Source organism: Streptomyces sp. SID12488 (genome assembly GCF_010548275.1).
GTDB lineage: Bacteria > Actinomycetota > Actinomycetes > Streptomycetales > Streptomycetaceae > Streptomyces.
Window position 1 is genome coordinate 34,145 of the sequence record NZ_JAAGLT010000043.1, and the last position, 22,187, is coordinate 56,331.

Consider the following 22,187-nt stretch of genomic DNA (forward strand, 5'->3'; position numbering starts at 1 on the left):
GTAAGCCTAACCTAATACACAGTTTCGGACCCGTGAGGATACAGATATGGCCACCGAGATCTACCGCGACGCCTGGGGGATCCCGCACCTGCGTGCGGGCGACGCGTTCGAACTCGCCCGTGGCCAGGGCCGTGTCACCGCCCTCGACCGGGCCTGGCAGCTTGAGGTCGAGCGACACCGCGCCCAGGGCACCTCGGCCGCGTTCCTCGGGGCCGAGGCGGTCGGCTGGGACGTGTTCGCCCGACGCACCCGCCTCGACGACACCGCCCGATGCTGCTACGCCACCCTGGAGACACGGGACCCCGAAGCCGCCGCCTGGGTACGGGCGTACGTGAACGGGGTCAACGAGGGGCTGGTGCAAGGGGCCGCCGCCGCACCCGAGTTCGCCGCGACCGGGCTCGCCCCCGGCCGCTGGGAGCCCTGGACCCCGCTCGGCGTCTGGCTCGCCACGCACATCCTGTTCGCCGGTTTCCCGGCCAAGCTCTGGCGCGAACAGGTCGCGGCACATCTCGGCGCCGACGCCATCGCCCTGTTCGCCACCGACGGACCCGGCACCTCCGGCAGCAACGGCTGGCTGGTGAGCGGCGAACGCTCGGTCACCGGGCTCCCGTTGATCGCGGGCGACCCGCACCGCTACATCGAGGCTCCCGGCGTCTATCAACAAGTCCAGCTGTCCTGCCCCGAGTTCGACGTCATCGGGCTGGCCGTCCCGGGCGTTCCCGGCATCGCCCACTTCGGCCACACGGGCACGGTCGCCTGGGCCATCACCAACGCCATGGCCGACTACCAGGACCTGTACGTGGAGCGACTTCGCCGTACGGGGACTCCCCTTAGCGGCGCTCCCCTTACAGGTAAGGGAGTTGAGGTCCTCGATCCCGACGGGGAGTGGCGGTCGGCCGACGTGCACACGGAGGTCGTCGAGGTCGCGGGCGGTGAGCCGGTCGAGGTGGAGGTGATCGAGACCGGGCGGGGACCGGTGGTGATCGGCCCCGACGAACATTCCGACGAACATTCCGACACACATTCCGGCGATCATGCAGAAACGATTAGTCTGCGTTATCCGCCCCGCGTCACAGGCGACCTCGGCTTCTCCGCCCTACTCCCCCTTCTCCGCGCCCGCCGTGTCGACGACGTCGACCGTGCCGTCGATCTGTGGGCCGAGCCCGTCAATGTCGTCCAGGCCGCCGACACCGAGGGTGGGCTGCTGCACCGGGTCGCGGGCCATGTCCCCGTCCGGGCCGAGGCCAACCGGACCCGGCTGGTGCGGGCCTGGGAGCCCGGTCACGAGTGGCACGGCCGGCGCGAGACGCCGTACGGCACCGTCGACGACGGCCTCGCCGTCATGGCCAACCAGCGTGGGCCCGCGACCTCCCTCGGCGTCGAGTTCGCGCCGCCGCACCGGGCGGCCCGGATCCGCGCCCTGCTGGAGGAGAAGGCCCAGTGGTCGGCGGCCGAGCTGCCCGCCCTCCACATGGACACCCACCTCGCCTCCGCCGGCCCGCTCCTCGACCTGCTCGCCGCCCTCGACAGCCCCGACCGCCTCACGGTCGAGGAGGCCGCCCTCCGCGACCAACTCCTGCGCTGGGACCGCCGGATGGACGCCGACAGCACGGAGGCAGCGTCGTACGCGGCCCTGCGTTCCGCCGTCGTACGGCGCCTCGCCGCCCACCCCGCCTTCGCCGCACTGGCCGTCCCACCCCCGTACCCCGAGGTCTTCCTCCCCTGGCTCGCCCTGCTCCCCCGGATCGCCTTCGCGCTCGAAGGGCTCCTGAAAGCACGGGAGTTGTACGGGATCGATCGCGCCGCCGCAGTAAGGGAAGCCCTTGCCGAGGTGGCTGCCGAGCCGATGACCGGGGCCGTTACCTGGGGCGAGCGCCACCGGCTGGCCCCCTGGCGGGCACCGGCCACTTCCTCGCACTACTCGCACTCCGCGTACGACGAACCGGGGCTCTCCGGCGACCACGACTGTGTGCTCTGCACGTCCTCCGTCCCCGGGCTCAGCGACCTCAGCGCGCGCGGGCCCGCCGCCAGGTACGTCTGGGACCTGGCCCGGCGTGAGGACAGCCTCTGGGTGGTGCCCTTCGGGGCCTCCGGGGTACCGGACTCCGCCCACCACCGCGATCAACTCCCGCTGTGGACAAGGGGGGAACTCGTCCCGGTCGTCACCGACTGGGCGCGGCTGACGCGGGAGTACCCGCCGAGGCCGAGGCCGACGTCGACGTACGAGACCCGTGCCGCCGTGCACGAGCAGGTGGCCGGCGGGTTCGGGACCGTGCGGGTCCTGCGGCTGGACCCCGTCGCCGACGCCGGTGTGGTGCACGGTTGGGTGAGTGAGCCGCGGGCCGGGTTCTGGGGCATGAACGGGCTCAGCGAGGAGCAGGTCGCCGAGATCTACGCCCACTTGGACGCCCTCGACACCCATCACGCCTACCTGTTGGTGCAGGACGGTACGCCGGTCGGGCTCCTCCAGACCTACGAGCCCGGGGCCGACCGGGTGAGCGAGTGCTACGACGTCGAGCCCGGCGACATCGGCGTACATCTGCTGCTCGCGCCCGCCGGGGCGGAGGGCGGGCGGCCGGGGTGGTCGGCCGCGCTGATGGCGGTGCTGGCGGAGTACGTGCTGGTCGGGCTCGGGCACCGGCGGGTCGTGGTCGATCCCGATGTGGGGAACGAGAAGGCCGTCGCCCGATTTCTGCGGCAGGGGTTCGTGGCCGGGCCGGTTGTCGTCCTGCCCGAGATCGACCTGCCCGACGTGTACCTGCCGGAGAAGCGGGCCCAACTGGCGTTTCTTACCCGGGAGGTAGCTTTTCCCGGGTGACCCCGACTTCAGGACAGCCGACAGGACAGCCGACAGGACAGTCGGCAGGGCAACCGACGCCCGCCGATCTGATCGCCCACTACGGACTGGAGCCGATCCCGCGTGAGGGCGGGCTGTTCCGGCGTACGTGGGCGGGGCCCGAGCGGGCCGACGGGCGGCCGGAGGGCTCGGCCATCGTCGCGCTGCTCACCGCCGAGCCCGGCGAATTCTCGGCGCTGCACAGGCTGCCGTCGGACGAGGTCTGGCACTTCTACCTCGGCGACCCGTTGGAACTGCTGCTCCTCGCACCGGACGGCACCTCCCGGACGGCCGTCCTCGGGCCCGGCCTCCTGCACGGGCAGGAGCCGCAGCTGACCATTCCCGCCGGGACCTGGATGGGCGCGCGGGTCGTCGAGGGCGGCGCGTGGACGTTCTTCGGGTGCACGATGGCGCCCGGGTTCACGTACGAGGGGTACGAGCACGGGGACGCCGTCGAACTGGCCGCGCGTTATCCGGCCGAGGCGGCTCGCATCGAGGCACTGTGTCGCCCATGAGTCCAACCGTGAGTCCATCCCCGAGGCCATCCATGAGTCCCTCCGTGAGTCCATCCGTGAGTTCTGCGACTCTTCTCGGCGGTCAGGTCGCCCTTGTCACCGGGGGCGGTGGCGGGATCGGGCGCGGGATCGCGCTGCGCTTGGCGGCGGAGGGAGCCGCGGTCGCCGTGCACTGCCGGACGTCGGACGAGGGTGCGCGGGAAGTGGCCGCGCGGATCGAGGCGTCGGGCGGACGGGCTGTCGTGCTGCGGGGCGATCTCACGGCCGAGGACGAGTGCCGACGGGTGGTGCGGGAGGCCGCCGAGTGGGGTGGCGGGCGGCTTGACGCGCTGGTCAACAACGCGGGTGCGCAGCCGGTCCAGGAGCTGGCCGGGATGACGGTCGCGGACTGGCGTGCTGTCGTCGACACCAACCTCCTCAGCGTCTTCGCCTGTACGCAGGCCGCCGCGGAGGTCATGCGCGAGCAGGACGACCAGGGCGGGATCGGGGTCGGGAGTGGGAGTGGGATCGGGAGTGGGGGCAGTGTCACCCACATCGCGTCCATCGAGGCCGGGCATCCGGCGCCCGGTCACGCGCACTACTCCGCCTCCAAGGCGGCGGTCTTGGCGCACGCCCGGTCGGCGGCGCTGGAGTACGGGCAGTACGGCATCCGCGTCAACACCGTCTCGCCCGGGCTCATCGACCGGGAAGGGCTGGCGGACGACTGGCCGGAGGGGGTGCGGCGTTGGCAACAGGCCGCGCCCGTACGGAGGTTGGGGCGGCCCGAGGACATCGGCGACGCGTGTGTGTTCCTCGCCTCCCGGCTGGCGTCCTGGGTGAGTGGCCACGACCTGGTCGTGGACGGCGGGGTGTCCGCCCGTCCCACGTGGTGAAGACCACGGCGAATACGGTTCCGGCGGGGTGAGCGGGGCGTCAGGATCGTCCGTACGTATACGAGAGCCGAAAAGTCCCGAAGACGGAGAAGGTACGTGGGCCGACTACGGAACGAAGGGCGCGATGACCGACGAGCCGCAGGAGGCGAGCGCACGGGGATCGGCGGGCGGACAGGGATCGGCGGGCGGACAGGCCTGAGGACCGTCCCGGGAGTGAGGAACGTCCGGGGAGTTCAGCGGCTGGCGCTGTTGGGCACCATGCTCGTCCTTCTCCTCCTCGTCGGAGGGGCGGGAACCGCCTCCGCGCACGCCGCTCTCCGCGACACCGACCCCCGGGACGGAAGCGTCCTCAAGTCCGCGCCCAAACAGGTCACCCTGACCTTCACCGAGTCCGTCGCCCTGCTCGACGACTCCTTCCGACTCTTCGACCCCGACAGCCGGCGCGTGAGCACCGGCGAGGCCGAGCATGTGGACGGGCGTTCCGACGTGGTGCGCGTCAGCCTGCCGGGGGGCCTCGGCGAGGGCACGTTCACCGTGGCCTGGCGGGTCGTGTCGGCGGACAGTCACCCCATCTCGGGCGCCTTCACCTTCTCCGTCGGCGAGCCCTCCGCGACCCCGGCCACCATCGACATCGGGCCCGCCGAGAACCCGGCCACCAGCGCCCTCTACGACATCGTCCGCTACCTGGCGTACGCGGCTCTGGCCCTGCTCGTCGGCACCGTCGTCTTCGTCCTCCTCTGCCGTCCCTCGAGCACGGACCCCCTGCGCAGGCTGGTCCTGACCGGCTGGTGGACCCTCCTGGTGGCCACCCTCGCCCTGCTCCTGCTGCGCGGCCCGTACGAGGCCGGCACCGCACCCGCCGACGCCTTCGACCTGGCGACCCTGGAGCGGACCGCGACCAGCAGGCCCGGCCTGGCACTCCTGGCCCGGCTCGCTCTGCTGGCCGCAACCGCCGTGCTGCTGACCGTGGTTGCACGCCGACGCCGGAGCGTCGACGCCGGTACGGGCGACCGGGTGAAACCTGCCCTTCTCGCCGCCGGGGCCGCCCTCGCCCTCGGTCTCACGCTGACGTGGGCCGCCGCCGAACACGCGTCGGCCGGTATCCAGGTGCCGGTGGCAATGACGTCCTCGGTGCTGCATCTGCTCGCCATGTCCGCCTGGCTGGGCGGCCTCGCGGCTCTGCTCACCCTGCTCCAGGCGGAGGAGCCGCTCCCGGCGGCCACCGTCGCCCGCTTCTCCCGGCTGGCCTTCGCCTCCGTGGCCGTCCTGACCGTCACCGGCGTCTACCAGGCCTGGCGCGGCCTCGGCTCCTGGGACGCGATCACCGGCACGTCGTACGGCCGCATCCTGATCGCCAAGATGTGCGCTGTGGCGCTGCTGTTGGTGGCCGCCGGGTTCTCGCGCCGGTGGACGGGCCGCCTGCTGGTACCGGAGGCGGCGGAGGCGGTGGCGGAGACGAAGGTCGCGGAACGGGTGGCGGAGACGGTCGGCGGTCCGGCGACTCGGGCCGGCGAGAGCGGCGCCGACATTCCCGACGCCGACCCGTCCGACAACGGCACGTCCGACGCCGACACGTCCGACGACGGCACCTCGGACGACGGCATCTCCGACAACGTAAGCGCCTCGCACCGGCGTCGGCTCCGCCGCTCCATGCTGGCCGAAGTGGCCGTCGGGATCGCGGTGTTGGTGATCACGACCGTTCTCACGACCACCCTGCCGGGCCGGGCCGCCGCCGAGGCGGCGGAGGCTGCCAAGGACGCGCCCGTACCCGGTGTGATCAGCGCGAGCACGACGACGATCCCCTTCGACGTCGGTACGCCGGGCGGGCACGGCAAGGTGCAGATCACCCTCGAACCCGGCCGGGTCGGCGAGAACAGCGTGCAGGCGGTGGTGTTCGGCCCCGACGACGGCTTCGCGACTGTCCCCGAACTCCGCATCTCCTTCTCCCTCCCCAGCAAGGAAATCGGCCCGCTCAACGCCGAAGTCACCGACCTGGGCGGCTACTGGGGCACAAACACCCTCAACCTCCCGATCGCCGGCACCTGGACCATGAAGGTGACGATCCGGACGTCGGACGTCGATCAGGTGAGCGTGTCGCGGAAGGTGAGGATCGGTGGCTGACCGGACCGGGCCCACGCCTGACCTGACGGCAGGAGTACCCGCCAGGACGATCGGGTGCACCGGATAGCCCAACCGGGCGGCCGGTACCAGGCACATCGCCAGGCCGATGCCGAGGCGGTCGGCCGCCGCGCGGACCGTGTGCGGTGGCCGGAGCACGAGTGACGCCGTCACCGCGAGGCAGCTCGCGACCAGCAGCGCGACCGCGAGGACGAAGCCGCCGGGGACGTACTCCGCGAGCAGATGCCCGGGCAGTGGGCTCGTCGCCGGGGAGCGGACGCCGCCCCTGCCCAGCGGGAACAGGACCACGTGCTCGACGAAGGCGTGGGGATCGGCCAGGGCGACCGGGACGACGGCTGCGGCGGACGTCAGGAGAGCGGTCGCCGTAGCTCGAACGGCCGTACGGCGGCCCGCTGTGACGGCGATCAGGGCGACGCCGACCGGGAGGAGGAGCCAGATTGTCCACTTCAGGGCTGATGCGGAGCCCATCGCCGGCCCGGCCGTGACCCCCGCTCCGGGTCCGGGGCCGGAACCGGAACCGGAGCGGCCCGCAGGCGTGAGCCCCAGGCACATCAGCCCGATCACCGGCAGGTCCACCCCGCCGACGGCGAGGGGCAGGGCTATGGCCGGGAAGGAGAGCAGCAGGGCTGTGGCGATACGGGTCGAGCCGGCCGGTTGGGCCTTACCGGGCGCACGAGACCTGGTCGTGACGTACACGCACGCGGCGAAGGCCGCGCAGAACCATGGGCGGGCGTCCGTCAGCGGGGCCAGTGGGGTGTCGCCCAGGAGGGCGTGGGGCAGGCCGAAGAGGGCCATGCCGGGCAGGTACGGGTTGTAGGCGTCCACGGTGGCGGGGTGGGGCGCGTACGGGCTGCCCGTGTGCAGCAGCAGAGCGCCCGAGTGTTCGACGACCCCTAACTCGCGCTGGGCGCCGCCGAGCGCGATCAGCAGGGCCAGGGGGAGCAGTACCGCGCCGACGGTGGCCGTGCGCAGGGCTGCCCGGCTCTTCCAAGGGTGCGGGGAGCGGGCGGCCAGGAGCGCCGCCGTGCCGTAGCCGAGGGCCGCGCAGAGGCCCCGCACCCGGTGCGGGGTCAGAGTCGTGGCCGGCGCCGGACCGAGCGCGAGGACCGCGCAGGCCCGCAGGTGGAGGACGTCCCGGCGGACCGGCGTGCGGGGCGAGGACCCGGTGGTGCGCCTCCCGGTCGCCGGGGGCGCCATGGCGGCGGTCGTGCTCGTGCTGGGCATGGGAGGGCTCCTGCCGGTTCCGGCTGACGGTGGGGGTGATCACCACCAATGTCGCTTCCGGGCCGGTCCTCCCGCCTCGGCTGAAAGGTCACCGTTTATGGCGGGCGGGTCCGCGCTCCTCGGCCGAACGGCCGAGGGAGGGGTTTGCGTCGACTGTTTGCCATCTGATTGTCAGCAAACATTCACGCCTTTATGTCCATCACGTTTCAGGAACGGCGGACGCCACCTCTTGACGACGGGCCGAACAAGGGCTGTTATTGCCGCCACGATGTTCGGTCAAGTTGATTTCTGGTCGTTTTAGATCAGCATGGACTCAGCGTAGTCGTGACCTTGCTCCCCGTTTCGGGGGGTCTGTCCTCAGGAGCCGTCATGCACCACACACCCTCCGGTCTGTCCGTCCCGGGTCCGAGCCGCCGCACCCTGCTGCGCGGCATCGGCGGCGCGGCGGCGCTCGGCGCGGCCGTTCCGCTGCTGAGCGCCTGCGGCGACAGCGACTCGGGTACCGACGCGAAGACCGTCACCCTCGGCTCGAACTCGTCGGACGCCGTCCCGAAGAAGGCCTTCGCCGAGATCTACGCGGCGTTCACGAAGAAGACCGGCGTCAAGGTCGACGTGAACACCAAGGACCACAACACGTTCCAGGAGCAGATCAACTCCTACCTTCAGGGCACCCCGGACGACGTGTTCACCTGGTTCGCCGGCTACCGCATGCAGTTCTTCGCGGGCAAGGGCCTGGCCAGCCCGATCGACGACGTGTGGCAGAAGATCGGGAGCAACTTCCCCGACGCGATGAAGCAGCTCAGCAAGGGCGCGGACGGTAAGTACTACTTCGTGCCGCTGTACACGTACCCCTGGGCGATGTTCTACCGGAAGAGCGTCTTCAAGGAGCACGGCTACGAGGTGCCCACCACCTGGGCGCAGTTCATCGCACTGTGCAAGCAGATGCAGAAGGACGGCCTGGTCCCGATCGCCTTCGGCGACAAGGACGCCTGGCCCGCGCTCGGCACCTTCGACCAGATCAACTTCCGTACCAACGGCTACGACTTCCACGTCGAGCTGATGGCCGGAAAGGCATCCTGGACCGACGCGAAGGTTCGCGCCACCTTCGACAACTGGGCCGAAATCCTCCCCTACAGCCAGGAGGGATCGACCGGTCGTACCTGGCAGGACGCGGCCCAGACCCTCGTCTCGAAGAAGGCCGGCATGTATCTGCTGGGCACCTTCGTGGGCCAGCAGTTCACGAACGCGACCGATGCGGCGGACCTCGACTTCTTCGCCTTCCCGGAGATCGACCCCTCCTTCGGGCAGGACACGGTCGAGGCGCCGACCGACGGCTTCATGCTCAGCAAGAAGCCCAAGAACAAGGCCGGTTCCGTCCAGCTGCTGGAGTTCCTGGGCACTCCGGAGGCCGAGCAGATCTACCTCAAGGCCGACCCGAACGTCGTCGCCGCCTCCAGCAACGCCGACACCTCCTCGTACAGCGCCCTGCAGAAGAAGGCGTACGCGATGATCAGCGGCGCGAAGAACCTCACCCAGTTCATGGACCGCGACAGCCGCCCGGACTTCACCTCCACGGTGATGCAGCCCGCGCTGCAGAAGTTCATCCGTGACCCCAAGGGCATCGACAGCCTGCTCTCGTCCATCGAGCGCCAGAAGAAGACGATCTTCGCCTCCTCATGAGCACCTTCGATTCGATCCCCGTGGTCCCGGGGGCGGCCGACACGCCGCCCCCGGGCGGTACCGGTACCCCGTCGTCCCCACAGAGCCGCAAGCCGGCCTCGGGCCACCGACGGCTGCTGACCCGCCGTGACCGGGTGGCCCTGGGCTTCATGGCGGGCCTGCCGACGTTCCTGCACATCGCCCTCGTGTGGGTGACGGCCTTCGCCTCGATCGGGCTGGCCTTCACCACCTGGGACGGCATCGGTTTCGACTCCATCAAGTGGGTCGGGCTGCAGAACTTCCGTGACCTCTTCGCCGACAACCCGCAGTTCTGGCCGGCCGTCCAGCACAACGTCATCTGGTTCGTCGTACTCATCGCGATCCCGACCCCGCTCGGTCTGTTCCTGGCCGTGCAGCTGGACAAGAACATCCGCTTCAGCCGGGTCTACCAGACCGCCTTCTTCCTGCCGGTAGTCGTGTCGATGGCCGTCATCGGCTTCGTCTGGCAGCTGGTCTACAACCCGGACACGGGCCTGATCAACAGCCTGATCGGCGCCAACAAGCCCGGCCACTACATCGACTGGATCGGCGACCCGGACCTCAACCTCTGGGCCATCCTCGTCGCCGCCTCCTGGCGGCACACCGGCTACATGATGATCCTCTACCTGGCCGGTCTGAAGGGTGTCGACCCGTCGCTGCGCGAGGCGTCCTCGCTGGACGGCGCCAACGAGTGGCAGACGTTCAAGAACGTCATCTTCCCGACCCTGCGGCCCACCAACACCATCGTCCTGGTCGTCACGATCATCGAGTCGCTGCGCGCCTTCGACCTCGTGTACGTCTTCAACAAGGGTGCCCAGGGCACCGAACTGCTGTCGATCCTGGTCACGAACAACATCATCGGCGAGTCCAGTCGTATCGGTTACGGCTCCGCGATCGCCGTCGTCCTGCTGGTGATCTCGCTCGTCGTGATCATCCCGTACCTGATCAGCACCTTCCGGAAGGAGCGGCGGGCATGAGCGCTCCCACCCTGGCCGCGCAAGGGCCCGTGAAGGGCTCCGTGAAGGGGCAGCGCGCCCCCGTCCGCCCCGCGCGCGTGCTGCTGCACGTGTTCCTCGTCGTCATGTCACTGGCCTGGCTCGCGCCGCTGCTCTGGGCGGTCTACGCGGCGCTGCGCCCGTACTCCGAGACCAGCACCAAGGGCTACGTCTCCTGGCCCGACAAGCTGAGCTTCGCCAACTTCACGAACGCGTTCACGCAGTCGGACATGTCGCACTACTTCGTCAACACGCTGATCATCGCCGTCCCGGCGGTGCTGCTGACGCTGTTCCTGTCCTCGATGGTCGCCTTCTACGTCAGCCGCTTCGACTTCCGCGTCAACCTGTTCCTGCTGCTCATCTTCACGGCCGGCAACCTGCTCCCGCAGCAGGTCATCATCACCCCGCTGTACCGCATGTACCTGCTCATCGACCTGCCCGGGATCACCGCCTCAGGCAAGCTGTACGACTCCGCGCTCGGCCTGGTCCTCATCCACATCGCGTTCCAGTCGGGCTTCTGCGCGTTCGTGCTCGCCAACTACATGCGGATGCTCCCGCACGAGCTGACCGAGGCCGCGCTCGTCGACGGCGCGTCGGTGTGGCGGATGTACTGGCAGATCGTGCTGCCGCTGTGCCGCCCGGCGATGGCCGCCCTGGCCACGCTGCTCTCCATCTGGATCTACAACGACTTCTTCTGGGCGCTCGTCCTGATCTCCACCGGCGAGAACATGCCGATCACCTCGGCCCTCAACAACCTCTCCGGCCAGTACTTCACCGACCCCAACCTGGTCGCCGCGGGGGCGCTGTTGACCGCGATCCCGACCCTGATCGTGTACTTCGCGCTGCAGCGGCAGTTCGTCAGCGGTCTGACCCTGGGCGCCAACAAGGGCTGAGGCCCTCTGCCCTCTGCTCTCTGCCCTTTGCAAGAACAGGAAAGTTGATCGATGAAGCGCGAACTCGCTGTTCCCGGTATCGCGTACGGGGGCGACTACAACCCGGAGCAGTGGCCCGAGGAGGTCTGGGCCGAGGACATGCGGCTGATGCGTGAGGCCGGGGTCACCATGGTGAGCGTCGGCATCTTCTCCTGGGCGCTGCTCGAACCGGCCGAGGGCGTCTACGACTTCGCCCGCATGGACCGTCTCCTCGGCCTCCTCCACGAGAACGGCATCGCCGCCGACCTCGCGACCCCGACGGCGGCGCCGCCCGCCTGGTTCTTCCGCGCCCACCCCGAGGCGCTCCCGGTGGACAAGGACGGGCGCCGGCTGTCGTACGGCAGCCGTCAGACGTTCTGCCCGAGCAGCCCGGCCTACCGGGAGGCGGCGCTGCGGATCGCGGGCGCGCTGGCGGAGCGGTACGCGGACCATCCGGCGGTCGCGATGTGGCACGTCCACAACGAGTACGGCTGTCACAACCCCGCCTGCTACTGCGACGAGAGCGCGGAGTCCTTCCGCCGCTGGCTGCGGGCGCGGTACGGGGACGACCTGGCGGCGCTGAACAACGCCTGGGGGACCACCTTCTGGAGCCAGTGGTACTACGACTGGGTCGAGATCATCCCGCCCCGCGCGACGGGCGCGGTCCCGAACCCGACCCATCAGCTGGACTGGCGCCGCTTCTGCAGCGACGAGTTGCTGTCGCTGTACAAGGCGGAGAGGGACGTGCTGAGGGCGGCGGCCCCCGGGACTCCCGCCACCACCAACTTCATGGTGATGTACAACTTCGACGCGCTGGACTACTGGCGCTGGGCCCCGGAGCTGGACGTCGTCGCGAACGACCACTATCTCCGTTCGAGCGACCCCGAGTCGGAGATCGACATCGCGCTGAGCGGCGATCTGATGCGGTCGCTCGCGGGCGGCCCCTGGTTCCTGATGGAGCACTCCACCGGTGCGGTGAACTGGCAGCCGGTCAACAGGGCGAAGACGGCAGGGGAGTTGCGCCGCAACGCCCTCTCCCATGTCGCCCACGGCGCGGACGGCATCGCGTACTTCCAGTGGCGGGCCGCGAAGGCGGGCGCGGAACAGTGGCACTCGGCGATGCTTCCGCACGCCGGCACGGACAGCCAGATCTGGCGGGACGTGGTCCAACTGGGCGCGGATCTGCGAGCGTTGGCCGAGGTGCGCGGCAGCACGGGCACGGCTTCGGTAGCCATCGTCTGGGACTGGGACGCCCGTTGGGCCCTGGAACTCCCCTCCCAGCCGAACGGCGAACTCCGCTTCCAGGATCTCGTACGGGACTGGTACGAGCCGCTGTGGAGGGCGGGCGTCGCGGTGGACTTCGTACGGCCGGACGCGGAACTGGACGGATACCGGCTGGTGCTGGCCCCGAGCCTGTACCTGGTCGACGACGAGGGCGCGGCGAACCTCACGGGCTTCGCGGAGCGCGGGGGCACGCTGGCCGTCGGGTTCCACAGCGGTGCCGTGGACGCCAACTGCCACGTGCGGCTGGGCGGTTACCCAGGCGCGTTCCGAGAGGCGCTGGGTGTGCGGGCGGACGAGCTGTTCCCCCTGCTGCCGGGTGAGTCGGTCGGGCTCGCCGACGGTGACGGTGACGGTGGCGGCACGGGAACCCTCTGGTCGGAGCGGTTGCGGCTGGAGGGGGCGGAGGCGGTGCTGTCGTACACGGACGGTCCGTTGGCCGGGGTCCCGGCGGTGACGCGCAACTCGGTCGGCGCGGGCGCCGGTTGGTATCTGGCGACCCGGCCGGACGCGTCGACGCTGGGCGCGCTGCTCGCCCGTATGTGCGTGGAGGCGGGTGTCGAGGGAGTGCGGGCGACTCCGGCGGGAGTGGAGGCGGTCGTGCGGCGGGGCGCCGACGCGGACTTTCTGTTCCTCATCGACCACGCCGGGGAGGGGGCCGAGGTCGCGGTGGCGGCGGGGGCAACCGAACTCCTCACCGGGGAAGCACTGGCGGGCGGCTCGGTGCGGGTGCCGCCGGGCGGGGTGGCGGTCGTACGGGAGGCGCGGCTTTAGCCCGGACGCTCCAGCGGCTCGCGAAGCAGGTGGCCGGGTGGTGCAGGTCTTCCGGTGAAAGGCGGGTGGGGAGGGCCTGTTGTGCGGCGGTGGGGTGAGCTCCCGTTCGGGGGACCCGCCCGCGCACACGCCGCCGGAGCGCACGTTTCCGGTTCCGGTGCGCAGGTTTGCCGAACCGGCAACAGACCTCGCGCAGACCGCGTCCTCCTCGCACGATTGCCGGTGACTGCCGACACGGCCGCTCATCGACGACGTACGGAGACCTCCCGTGCCGCACCCGCCCCCGCACTCCCTCGCCCACCCCCTCACCCACCGTCTCGTCCCCTCCCCCGCCGGCCGTATCCACCTGGTCGAACAGGGCACCGGCCCGCTGGTCCTGCTGGTGCACGGGTTTCCTGAGTCCTGGTACTCCTGGCGGCACCAGCTCCCGGCCCTGGCCGCCGCCGGATACCGTGCCGTCGCCATCGACGTACGCGGGTACGGCCGTTCCTCGCGCCCCGGGGCGACGAGCGCGTATCGGATGCTCGACCTGGTCGACGACAACGTCGCCGTCGTGCACGCCCTGGGGGAGAGCTCCGCGGTACTGGTCGGCCACGACTGGGGCGCGACGATCGCCGCGACATCCGCGCTGGTCCGCCCGGACGTGTTCCGCGCGGTCGCCCTGCTGAGCGTGCCGTACAGCCCGCCCGGCGGACCTCGGCCCAGCGAGGTCTTCGCGCGCATCGGTGGCGATGAGGAGGAGTTCTACGTCTCCTACTTCCAGGAACCCGGCCGTGCCGAGGCCGAGATCGAACCCGACGTGCGCGGCTGGCTGGCAGGCTTCTACGCCGCCCTCTCCGCCGACACCATGCCCGAACCCGGCGCCCCGGACCCGCACTTCGTGACGCGCGCCGGAAGCGGAAGGGGGAGCGGAAGGGGGAGCGGAAGGGGGAGCGGAGTGGGAACACTGCGCGAGCGCTTTCCCCGCCGGCAACTGCCCGCCTGGCTCAGTGACCACGAACTCGACGTCTACGCCGGTGAGTTCGAGCGCACCGGCATGAGCGGCGCGCTCGCCCGCTACCGCAACATGGACCGGGACTGGGAGGACCTGGCGGACGGTGGCCACACCGGCGCCCCCGTCACCCAGCCGTCACTGTTCATCGGCGGCTCCCTGGACGCCTCCACCACCTGGCTGGCCGACGCGATCAACGCATACCCGGTCACGCTGCCAGCCCTCACCGGCTCCCACATCCTCGAAGGCTGCGGCCACTGGGTCCAGCAGGAACGCCCCGAGGAGACCAACGCCCTGCTGGCGGACTGGCTCAACTCCCTGCCCGCGTAAGGGGATTCAATGATTCAACGCGCCGTTTCAAGGAGGGTGCGGAACGCCCGCGGGGGCCAGGCGGTGAGGCGCTGGACGGTGTCGGTGACCCGGTCCTCCGCCCCCTCCGCGATGTACCTTCGTCCTCACTGCCGAACAGCTGTTACTCAGGCGGGAGTTGAGTACGTGTGCTCATTCCCGGCGGCTGCCGGGCGGACAGGATTGGTGCAACGGCGCGGACAAGAGCGCCGGTCCGAAGCTGCTGATCCTGTTGGGGGAATTTCTCATGGCGCGTCGTATCGTTCTGGCTGTGGCTGCCGGTGTCGTCGTTCTCGGTGGTGCCGGAGCCTTTGCTCTCGCCTATGCCGGGGAGCAGCCTCTTTCGGTGGCGCACAGTGCCGCCCGTTATGCGGCTCCCGTCGGTGACCGTGCCGGCTCGTTGACGTTCACCACTGATGTCACGGCATCCGCCGGTGTCAAGGGCGTGAAGGTCCTGGCCTGGCCGTCGAACTCGTCCTTCTTCGCCAAGCAGGGGCTGACCGCCAAGGACATGGCTTCCGTGGAGTCGGCCGTGTGCAAGCCGTCGGGCGGGGACACCGTGCACTGCACCTACACGATCCCCGTCAGCCGCGCCGACGTCGAGACGTCCGAGCGTGGTGTGTGGCACGTCGCCGTGCTGGCCACCGCGAAGGACGGCGACACGAAGCTCGTCACCAAGGCCGCCGACTTCACCGTTGCGTGATCCGGACGTACAAGTGATCGTGTGGCGTGTGCGCTCTCGTCTCCGGGGCTGAGGAAAGCAGGTCGTGATGTCGGCGAACGAGCCGTGGCGGATGTCGGTCGACGGTGAGGAGTTCGAGGTCAGCCAGCCGGACAACACCACGGGCTCCTACCACTTCACCTGGCTGACCGGGCCCGACCCCGGGTACGGCTTCGGGTTCAGCACCCACCCTCCGGTCCAGGCCGACACGGCCGAACTCGAGTACTCCATCCGGGACTTCCTCTCACAGGTCGACCCCGGGACCGGACACATCGAGTGATCGACAGATGTGGCTGACCTGGGCGGAGGGAACGAGGGCGCATGAGTGACGTGCGTGGCGCCTTGGACGGGTTGGCCGGGGACCAGCGACTGGCGCAGGAGTGGATCGGTGGGCTGACGCGCAATTCCGCGCGGCCCGCATCGGTGCCGACGCGACTGCGGTCACTGTCGTGGAACCACCCGCCTGAACCTCCTCCTGACTCACCCGATACCCATTCGACCGGGAGGAGGTGACGGCGAGGCGTGTGTCCGGCGCACGGCGGTGCAGCCGTCCCTGCCGCTGCCGCTGCCGCTGCCGCTGCCGGTGTGGGCGCGGCTTGCCGAGGACGAGGACAAGAGCGAGGACGTCGCGGTGCGCACAGCCCACGACTCGTCCCCTCCCCTTGCCTGCTACATCCCGCCCCGGGACAGGTACTCCGTCACCCGCCCCACCCCCCAAACCTCACCGATCTTGTGCCGGATGTCGAACAGGTTCGCCGCGTGCACCCCCGGATCCCGGTCTCCCACCGCCTCCTCGACCACCACCGGGACGAACCCGTGCTGCATGGCGTCGAGGGCCGTCGCCCGTACGCAGCCGCTGGTTGTCAGGCCGGCGATGAGGAGGGTGTCGATGCCGTGGGAGGTGAGGTAGGTGGACAGGGCGGTGCCGAAGAAGGCGCTCGGGTACTGCTTTGTCACCATCAACTCCGCTTCCCTCGGCGCCAGTCCCTCGATGAACTCGGCGTACGGGCTGCCCTCCACGAACGCCCGCAGGCTCGGCACCTTGCGGTAGAAGACGCCTCCGTCGCTGCCGTCGGGGCGCAGGAGCACGCGCGTCACGATCACCGGGATTCCGGCCCGGCGGGCGACGGACAGCAGCTCTCGCATCGCCTCGGCGGCGCCCTCCGCGCCCGCCCCCGCGTAGAGGGGGCAGGCCGGATCGACGTACGCCCGGGCCGGGTCCACGAGGAGCAGGGCGGGGGAGGCGCCGGGCGTCAACCGCCCACCCAGACCGGCGCGTCGGTAGTCCTCCTCCGGGGCGCCCGCCTCACCGGTTCCCGGAACCGGGCTCACGTCGAACTCCCCCTCCCCGCCCGGGACTTCATCAGCGGCTGGATGCGCGTACCGAAGTTCTCCAGGCCCTCCAGGAAGTCGTCGAAGACCAGCATGATGCCCTTCGTGCCCGCCACCTCGGCGACCTCGTCGAGCATCCTCGCCACGCTCTCGTACGAGCCGACCAGTGTCCCCATGTTGAAGTTGACCGCACCCTCGGGCAGCGCGATCGTCCGCGCCGTCGACGTTCCCGTGGACGTCGTGTCCGTGGCCGTCTCGCCCGCCATGTACGCCAGTGCCGCGCGGTCGGCGTTGTCGTGGTAGTCCTGCCACGTGGCCTGGGCCGCCTCGTCCGTCTCGGCCGCGATGATCATGAAGAGGGAGAGGGCGCCCACGTCCCGGCCCGTTCGCTCCGCCTCCGCCACCAGCGTCGCCGTGCTGCCGGCCAGCGCCGTCGGGGTGTTGACGCCGCTGCCCAGGATGAAGTTGTACTCCGCGTGCTCCGCGGCGAACTTCATGCCGGTGCCGCTCTGGCCGGCCGCGACGATGTCGATGTGCCTGTCCGCCGGGCGCGGGGAGAGGACGCAGTCGTCCATCTCGTAGAACTCGCCCTTGAAGTTGCTGACGCCGTCGCGCCACAGGTCGTTCATCACGGTGACGTACTCGACGGCTCGCGCGTAGCGGTTGCCGAAGTGGTCGTCGCCGGGCCACAGGCCCATCTGGGAGTACTCGCCGGGGGCCCAGCCCGTCACGATGTTGATGCCGAAGCGGCCGGGGGCGATCGAGTCGATCGTGACCGCCATCCGCGCGACGATCGCCGGGGGCAGGGCCAGGATCGGCGTCGAGGCGTAGAGCTTGATGCGGTCGGTGACCGCCGCCAGGCCCGCCATCAGCGTGAACGACTCCAGGTTGTGGTCCCAGAACTCCGTCTCGCCGCCGAAGCCCTTCAGCTTGATCATGGAGAGGGCGAAGTCCAGGTCGTGGGCCTCCGCCTTCTGCACGATCGCCTTGTTCAGGTCGAAGCTCGGCAGGTACTGGGGTGAACTCTTCGAGATCAGCCAGCCGTTGTTGCCGATGGGGATGAAAACGCCGATGTCCATGCCACTCCTCGGAGAGATCCTCTGGACGGACTCTCTGGACGGATCCGCCGGGCGGATCCCCAGATTTGAAGTCCTCGACAGTCAGTTACGTTCAAATCTCAACTGTTCTTCAACGGCAGGCTACTTGGGCCTGATGACGGTGGAATGTCACACAACCTGCGCTGGGAGTGCGGCTGTTGATGTCCGCGTGAACCGGTGAAGGTGGCCAGAGGTGAACGTGAGATTCCTGCAAAGTCCTGCTTGAGGTGCCATTCGAACGGTAAAACTTCAAGTATGAACGCACGGCTGGCACTGCTCGGCTCGGTGGACCCCGGTGTCGCCGAGAGCGAGGTCTTCCGGCTGGCCCTCCAGCACGCGGTGGCGGAGCTTGGCGCGCTCGGGGGAACGATTCACCTCCGGGGCCCCATGTCGGCCCTGCGGCTGGTGTCGGCCACCGGTCTGCCCACGGCTCTCACCGGCCCCTGGGAGATCATCGACCAGGAAGGCCCGCTGGCCCCCGCCCGCGCCCTGTACGAGAACAGTCACGAGGGCCGTGGGGTGTGGATACCCGGGGTGGCGGCCGACCGCGCCGATCCCACGATCCCCATCTGCCCGTCGAGCGCGCCCATCCCGGGCAGCGGCCTGGCCGCCGTGCCGGTCATCCGCCGTGACCGCAGCATCGGCGCTCTCACCGTCATCACCGGTGAGAGCCGTGAACCGACGTCCGCCCACTGGCGGTTCCTGCGGGCCGTCGTCGCATGGGCGGAGGAACGCATGGTCCAGGCGCCGTTGCCGGCCGGGCCCGTGCACTCGGAGATGAGCGGCGACCGGCTCCGCCAGGCGCTGAAGGAGGTCCGCGTCGGGTCGTGGGACTGGCACATCAAGAACGGTGAACTCATCTGGGACGAAGCCGCGATGGAGCTGTACGGCACCCGCCCCGAGGAGTACACCGCCCGCGTCGAGAACTGGATGCGCTGCGTCCACCCCGACGACCTCGGACCGACCCTGGCCCTCGTCGACCAGGCGATCCGGGGCCACTCGGTTTTCGAGGCCGAGTACCGCGTACGGGCCTTCGACGGCACGTACGGCTGGCACCAGGCGCGCGGCCGGGCGACGTACGACGAGCACGGCGAGCCGCTGCGGATGATCGGTATGGGCTGGGACAGCAACGAGTCGCGGACCGCCCGGGACGCGCTCAGCCGCGCCCTGCGGCACATGAGCGACGGGTTCCTCGCGGTCGACGACGCCTGGCGGATCACCTTCGCCAACCTGGAGGCCGAAGGCATGCTCGGCCTCTCCGAGGAGGAGCTGTTCGGGCGGGTCCTGTGGGACCTGCCGACCGTGCGGGAACTGCCCGATCTGGAGAGGCGCTGCCGGAAGGCCGCCGCCGAGGACAAGTCGGTCGGCTTCGACATACGCGTGCCCGGTACCGGTCGCCGCCACCACCTGCGACTGGTTCCGGGCCCCGACGGCCGTACCCTCTACCTCCAGGACGTCACCGAGAAGCGGCGGCACGAGGAGGAACGTCGGGCCGTCGAGTACGACGCGGCCGAACGCGCCGCCCGCATAGCGGAGTTGACCGCCGGGCTCGCCAAAGCGACGACCTCCCGGGACGTCGTCGACGTGGTCGCCCGGCGCGTGCTGCCGCCGTTCGCCGCAGCCGGCCTCATCGTCCAGACCATCGAGGACGACCGCCTGCGCACCGTCGGATCCATCGGCTACGGGGACGAGTTCCTCGACCTGATCAAGGACGTCCCGATGACGCCCGGCTGGCCCAGCTGTGACGTGATCATCACCGAGACCCCCGCGTTCTTCTCGTCCGCGGCGGATTTCGCCGCCCACTTTCCCGCGCTGGCCGGCCTGCCCCGGCGCAGCGGCAAGCAGGCCTGGGCGTTCCTGCCGCTGACCGCCTCCGGCAACACCTTCGGCGTCTGCTCGGTCAGCTTCGACCGCCCGCGCGGTTTCACCGACGAGGAACGCGCCCTGCTCACCACGATCAGCGCCCTCGTCGCCCAGGCCCTGGCCCGGGCCCGCCTCTACGACGACGAGCGCAGCCGCTCCCGTGAACTCCAACGCGCCCTGCTGCCGAGCGCGTTGCCCGACCTGCCCGCGTGCACGGCCGCCGCCCGCTACCTTCCCGCCGCCGAGGGCGTGGACGTCGGCGGTGACTGGTACGACATCATCCCGCTCTCCGGCGGCCAGGTCGCCCTCGTCGTCGGCGACGTCATGGGCCACGGCCTGCCCCAGGCGGCCACCATGGGCCGGCTGCGCACCGCCGTCCACACCCTCGCCGACCTCGAACTGCCCCCCGACGAGATCATGAGCCACCTCAACGACATCGTCGGCAACATGGGCGAGGAGTCGTACGTCACCTGTCTGTACGCCCTCTACGACTCCATCACCCAGACCTGTTCCATCACCCGCGCCGGCCATCCCCCGCCGGCGGTCGTGCACCCCGACGGCACGGTGTACTTCCCGGCCCTCACCGCCGACCCGCCCCTCGGCGCGGCCGAACCCCCCTTCGAGACCGTCGAGTTGAAGGTCCCCGAGGGCAGCCTGCTGGTGCTGTACACGGACGGTCTGGTCGAGTCGTCGAAGCGGGAGATCGACGAGGGCATGGGTCAACTGGCCCGTCTGTTAAGGGGTGCGTACGAGGCCGGTACGGAAGGGGACCTCGAAGGACTCTGCGACACGCTCACCGCGGGACTGCTCCCCGCCGAGCAGCCGAACGCGGACGACGCGGCTCTCCTCATCGCCCGTCTGCACGCCCTGACCGGCGACCGGGTCGCCTCCTGGCCGCTGCCCGAGGACCCGAGAGCGGCAGGCCAGGCCCGTCGCCATGTCCGCGAACAGCTGTCCGCCTGGGGTCTGGACGACCTCACGCCCACCACGGAACTCCTGGCCAGCGAGCTGGTCGGCAACGTCGTACGGCACGCCAAGGGCCCCGTCCAACTCCGGTTGCTGCACGGCGCCGAGCTGATCTGCGAGGTCTTCGACGGCAGCCTGACGATGCCCCGTATCCGCCGGGCGACGGAGACGGACGAGGGTGGCCGGGGGCTGCAGCTGATCACCGCCCTGTCCCAGCGCTGGGGGACGCGTTACACGCCGACCGGCAAGTGCATCTGGACGGAGCAGGCGCTTCAGCCTCCGGCGGGCGGGCAGGGTGAAGCGCCGCATGACGCCCTGGAGTTGATGTTTCTGAACCCGGGAGAGTTCGATGACATTCCGGAGTTGAGAGGGCTCGGAGACCTGAACTGAGAGACCTGAACCGAGCGCTACTGCCGGGTATCCGGATCGCCCCTGAAAGCATCACCCTTGAAAGCTACGATGTGCCCTGGTTCTGACTCACCTCAGTTCTGATACACCTTGTCGTTGCCGGGGCCGCCCGAGAGCCTGTCGTTGCCCGGGCCGCCGTGCAGGACGTCGTTGCCGCTGTTGCCCCACAGGACGTCGTTGCCCCGGTCGCCGTACAGGCGGTCGTTGCCCCTGCCGCCGTAGAGGTCGTCGGCGCCTGAATTTCCGCGCAGGATGTCGTTGCCGTCGCCGCCGTTCAGGAGGTTGCCGGTGGCGTCACCGGTGAGCGAGTCGTTGCCGGCGTCGCCGTAGCACGCATAGCACCCGGTGAGGACGTCGTTCCCGGCTCCGCCGCGCGCTCCGTTGCCCCGCTGCTCGCCTCCGCCGACGGTGCGGTCGTTGCCGTCCTGGCCGTAGAGCTCGGTTTGGCTGTTGCCCACCAGCACGTCGTTGCCCTTGCCGCCGTAGATCGTGCTGTACGCGTAGTTGTCGGCGGCGATCGACACGGTGTCGTTGCCGTCGCCCAGGTTGATGTAGTAGTCGTCGGTGAAGTCGGTGCCCACCGGGACGTGGACCGCGCAGCGGGCGACCGTGCGGTCGGTCGCCGACGGGTACACGCACTCGTAGTGTTCGGCCGCGCTGCTGTCGATGGCGATGGGCGCGCGGTCGCGGAAGGTGAGGATGTAGTAGGCGTCGTTCCCACCGTCGCGGCTCTCGAACTTCATCGAGACCGTCAGCCGGTTCGTCTGGCCGGCCTCGTCCTTGTACCAGAGGTCGTGCTCGCCGTTGCGCACGACGTCGCGCAGCGTACCCGCGTCCGGAGTGGCCGCCTGGACGGCGGGAGCCGTGAGCGCGGCTGCGCCCAGGACGAGGGTGAGAGTGAGGGCGGTGGTTGTCGCGGTGGCGATCCTTCTCCGTGTACGCATGCCGAGCAGCCCCTTCGCGGGAGTCGTGCCGTGGGTTTCTGAGTACCCGTTAGACAGCGGACCCGGGGCAGAGGTTGTACTCCGGAGCGAACCGGCGCCGCTCTGCTGGAGCTGGAGCTGGATCGCGCTGATCACCCTGTACGGCAGCGTCTTCGCCGTGCCCGAGGACGCGGCGCGCGGCCTGGTCCGCCCGGGCTTCGTCACCGTCGCGGTGCGCGGGGGACAGAGTCACGCGAAACCGTGACCGTTCCCCCGCGCCGGTCACGGCCTCG

17 protein-coding genes and 1 pseudogene are annotated in these 22,187 nt (G+C 70.1%); 14 read left to right on the forward strand and 4 right to left on the reverse strand.

The window, feature by feature from the left end:
* The first annotated feature begins 46 nt into the window (after positions 1-46).
* The 10 genes from G3I56_RS39150 (at position 47) to G3I56_RS39195 (ending at position 14,566) form a co-directional block, all read left to right on the forward strand.
* The gene (locus G3I56_RS39150) at positions 47-2,818 is read left to right on the forward strand and encodes a GNAT family N-acetyltransferase (protein ID WP_164417737.1); all 2,772 of its coding nucleotides are present in this window, start codon (positions 47-49) and stop codon (positions 2,816-2,818) included.
* 68 nt (positions 2,819-2,886) lie between these two features.
* Entirely contained in the window at positions 2,887-3,351 is a 465-nt protein-coding gene (locus G3I56_RS39155) for a cupin domain-containing protein (protein WP_164417782.1), read from the forward strand.
* A 32-nt stretch (positions 3,352-3,383) separates the two neighbouring features.
* Positions 3,384-4,223, forward strand: coding sequence for an SDR family oxidoreductase (locus tag G3I56_RS39160; RefSeq protein ID WP_164417739.1), 840 nt, complete (start codon positions 3,384-3,386; stop codon positions 4,221-4,223).
* A 258-nt stretch (positions 4,224-4,481) separates the two neighbouring features.
* Entirely contained in the window at positions 4,482-6,344 is a 1,863-nt protein-coding gene (locus tag G3I56_RS39165) for a copper resistance protein CopC (RefSeq protein WP_164417784.1), read from the forward strand.
* 240 nt (positions 6,345-6,584) lie between these two features.
* The gene (locus G3I56_RS39170; RefSeq protein ID WP_164417741.1) at positions 6,585-6,818 is read left to right on the forward strand and encodes a hypothetical protein; all 234 of its coding nucleotides are present in this window, start codon (positions 6,585-6,587) and stop codon (positions 6,816-6,818) included.
* 1,137 nt (positions 6,819-7,955) lie between these two features.
* On the forward strand, positions 7,956-9,266 hold the full coding sequence (locus G3I56_RS39175; protein WP_164417743.1) for an ABC transporter substrate-binding protein: 1,311 nt from the start codon (positions 7,956-7,958) through the stop codon (positions 9,264-9,266).
* A complete protein-coding gene (locus G3I56_RS39180; protein ID WP_164417745.1) occupies positions 9,263-10,261 on the forward strand; it encodes a sugar ABC transporter permease in 999 nt (332 codons plus the stop codon). Before G3I56_RS39175 ends, G3I56_RS39180 begins: the two co-directional genes overlap by 4 nt.
* Complete coding sequence (locus tag G3I56_RS39185) at positions 10,258-11,172, forward strand: carbohydrate ABC transporter permease (RefSeq protein ID WP_164417747.1); 915 nt, start codon at positions 10,258-10,260, stop codon at positions 11,170-11,172. Before G3I56_RS39180 ends, G3I56_RS39185 begins: the two co-directional genes overlap by 4 nt.
* A gap of 51 nt (positions 11,173-11,223) precedes the next feature.
* Complete coding sequence (locus tag G3I56_RS39190; protein WP_164417749.1) at positions 11,224-13,245, forward strand: beta-galactosidase; 2,022 nt, start codon at positions 11,224-11,226, stop codon at positions 13,243-13,245.
* A gap of 268 nt (positions 13,246-13,513) precedes the next feature.
* Positions 13,514-14,566: an alpha/beta fold hydrolase gene (locus G3I56_RS39195; RefSeq protein ID WP_164417751.1), complete on the forward strand. Its 1,053-nt coding sequence runs from the start codon at positions 13,514-13,516 to the stop codon at positions 14,564-14,566.
* 14 nt (positions 14,567-14,580) lie between these two features.
* On the opposite strand, the pseudogene G3I56_RS44395 reads toward G3I56_RS39195, so the two are convergent.
* Positions 14,581-14,685, reverse strand: a pseudogene (locus G3I56_RS44395) (ergot alkaloid biosynthesis protein); the annotation flags it as partial.
* A 146-nt stretch (positions 14,686-14,831) separates the two neighbouring features.
* Here G3I56_RS44395 and G3I56_RS39200 point away from each other — a divergent pair.
* Positions 14,832-15,287 (forward strand): DUF5707 domain-containing protein, encoded by a 456-nt coding sequence (locus G3I56_RS39200; protein WP_164417753.1) that lies wholly within the window; start codon positions 14,832-14,834, stop codon positions 15,285-15,287.
* Between the two features lie 67 nt (positions 15,288-15,354).
* A complete protein-coding gene (locus G3I56_RS39205; RefSeq protein WP_164417786.1) occupies positions 15,355-15,585 on the forward strand; it encodes a hypothetical protein in 231 nt (76 codons plus the stop codon).
* Between the two features lie 389 nt (positions 15,586-15,974).
* On the opposite strand, the gene G3I56_RS39210 is transcribed toward G3I56_RS39205, so the two are convergent.
* Entirely contained in the window at positions 15,975-16,637 is a 663-nt protein-coding gene (locus tag G3I56_RS39210; protein ID WP_164417755.1) for an isochorismatase family protein, read from the reverse strand.
* Complete coding sequence (gene rutA / locus G3I56_RS39215; protein ID WP_164417757.1) at positions 16,634-17,716, reverse strand: pyrimidine utilization protein A; 1,083 nt, start codon at positions 17,714-17,716, stop codon at positions 16,634-16,636. The genes G3I56_RS39210 and rutA overlap by 4 nt, the downstream gene beginning before the upstream one ends.
* Before the next feature lie 273 nt (positions 17,717-17,989).
* On the opposite strand from rutA, the gene G3I56_RS39220 reads away from it, so the two are divergent.
* Positions 17,990-20,953 carry a SpoIIE family protein phosphatase gene (locus G3I56_RS39220; RefSeq protein ID WP_164417760.1) on the forward strand — a complete coding sequence of 988 codons (2,964 nt, stop codon included), beginning with the start codon at positions 17,990-17,992 and terminating at the stop codon, positions 20,951-20,953.
* Positions 20,954-21,045: 92 nt separating this feature from the next.
* On the opposite strand, the gene G3I56_RS44910 is transcribed toward G3I56_RS39220, so the two are convergent.
* On the reverse strand, positions 21,046-21,915 hold the full coding sequence (locus G3I56_RS44910; RefSeq protein ID WP_164417762.1) for a calcium-binding protein: 870 nt from the start codon (positions 21,913-21,915) through the stop codon (positions 21,046-21,048).
* On the opposite strand from G3I56_RS44910, the gene G3I56_RS39230 reads away from it, so the two are divergent.
* Positions 21,914-22,159, forward strand: coding sequence for a hypothetical protein (locus G3I56_RS39230; protein WP_164417663.1), 246 nt, complete (start codon positions 21,914-21,916; stop codon positions 22,157-22,159). The genes G3I56_RS44910 and G3I56_RS39230 overlap by 2 nt on opposite strands.
* Positions 22,160-22,187: the final 28 nt, after the last annotated feature.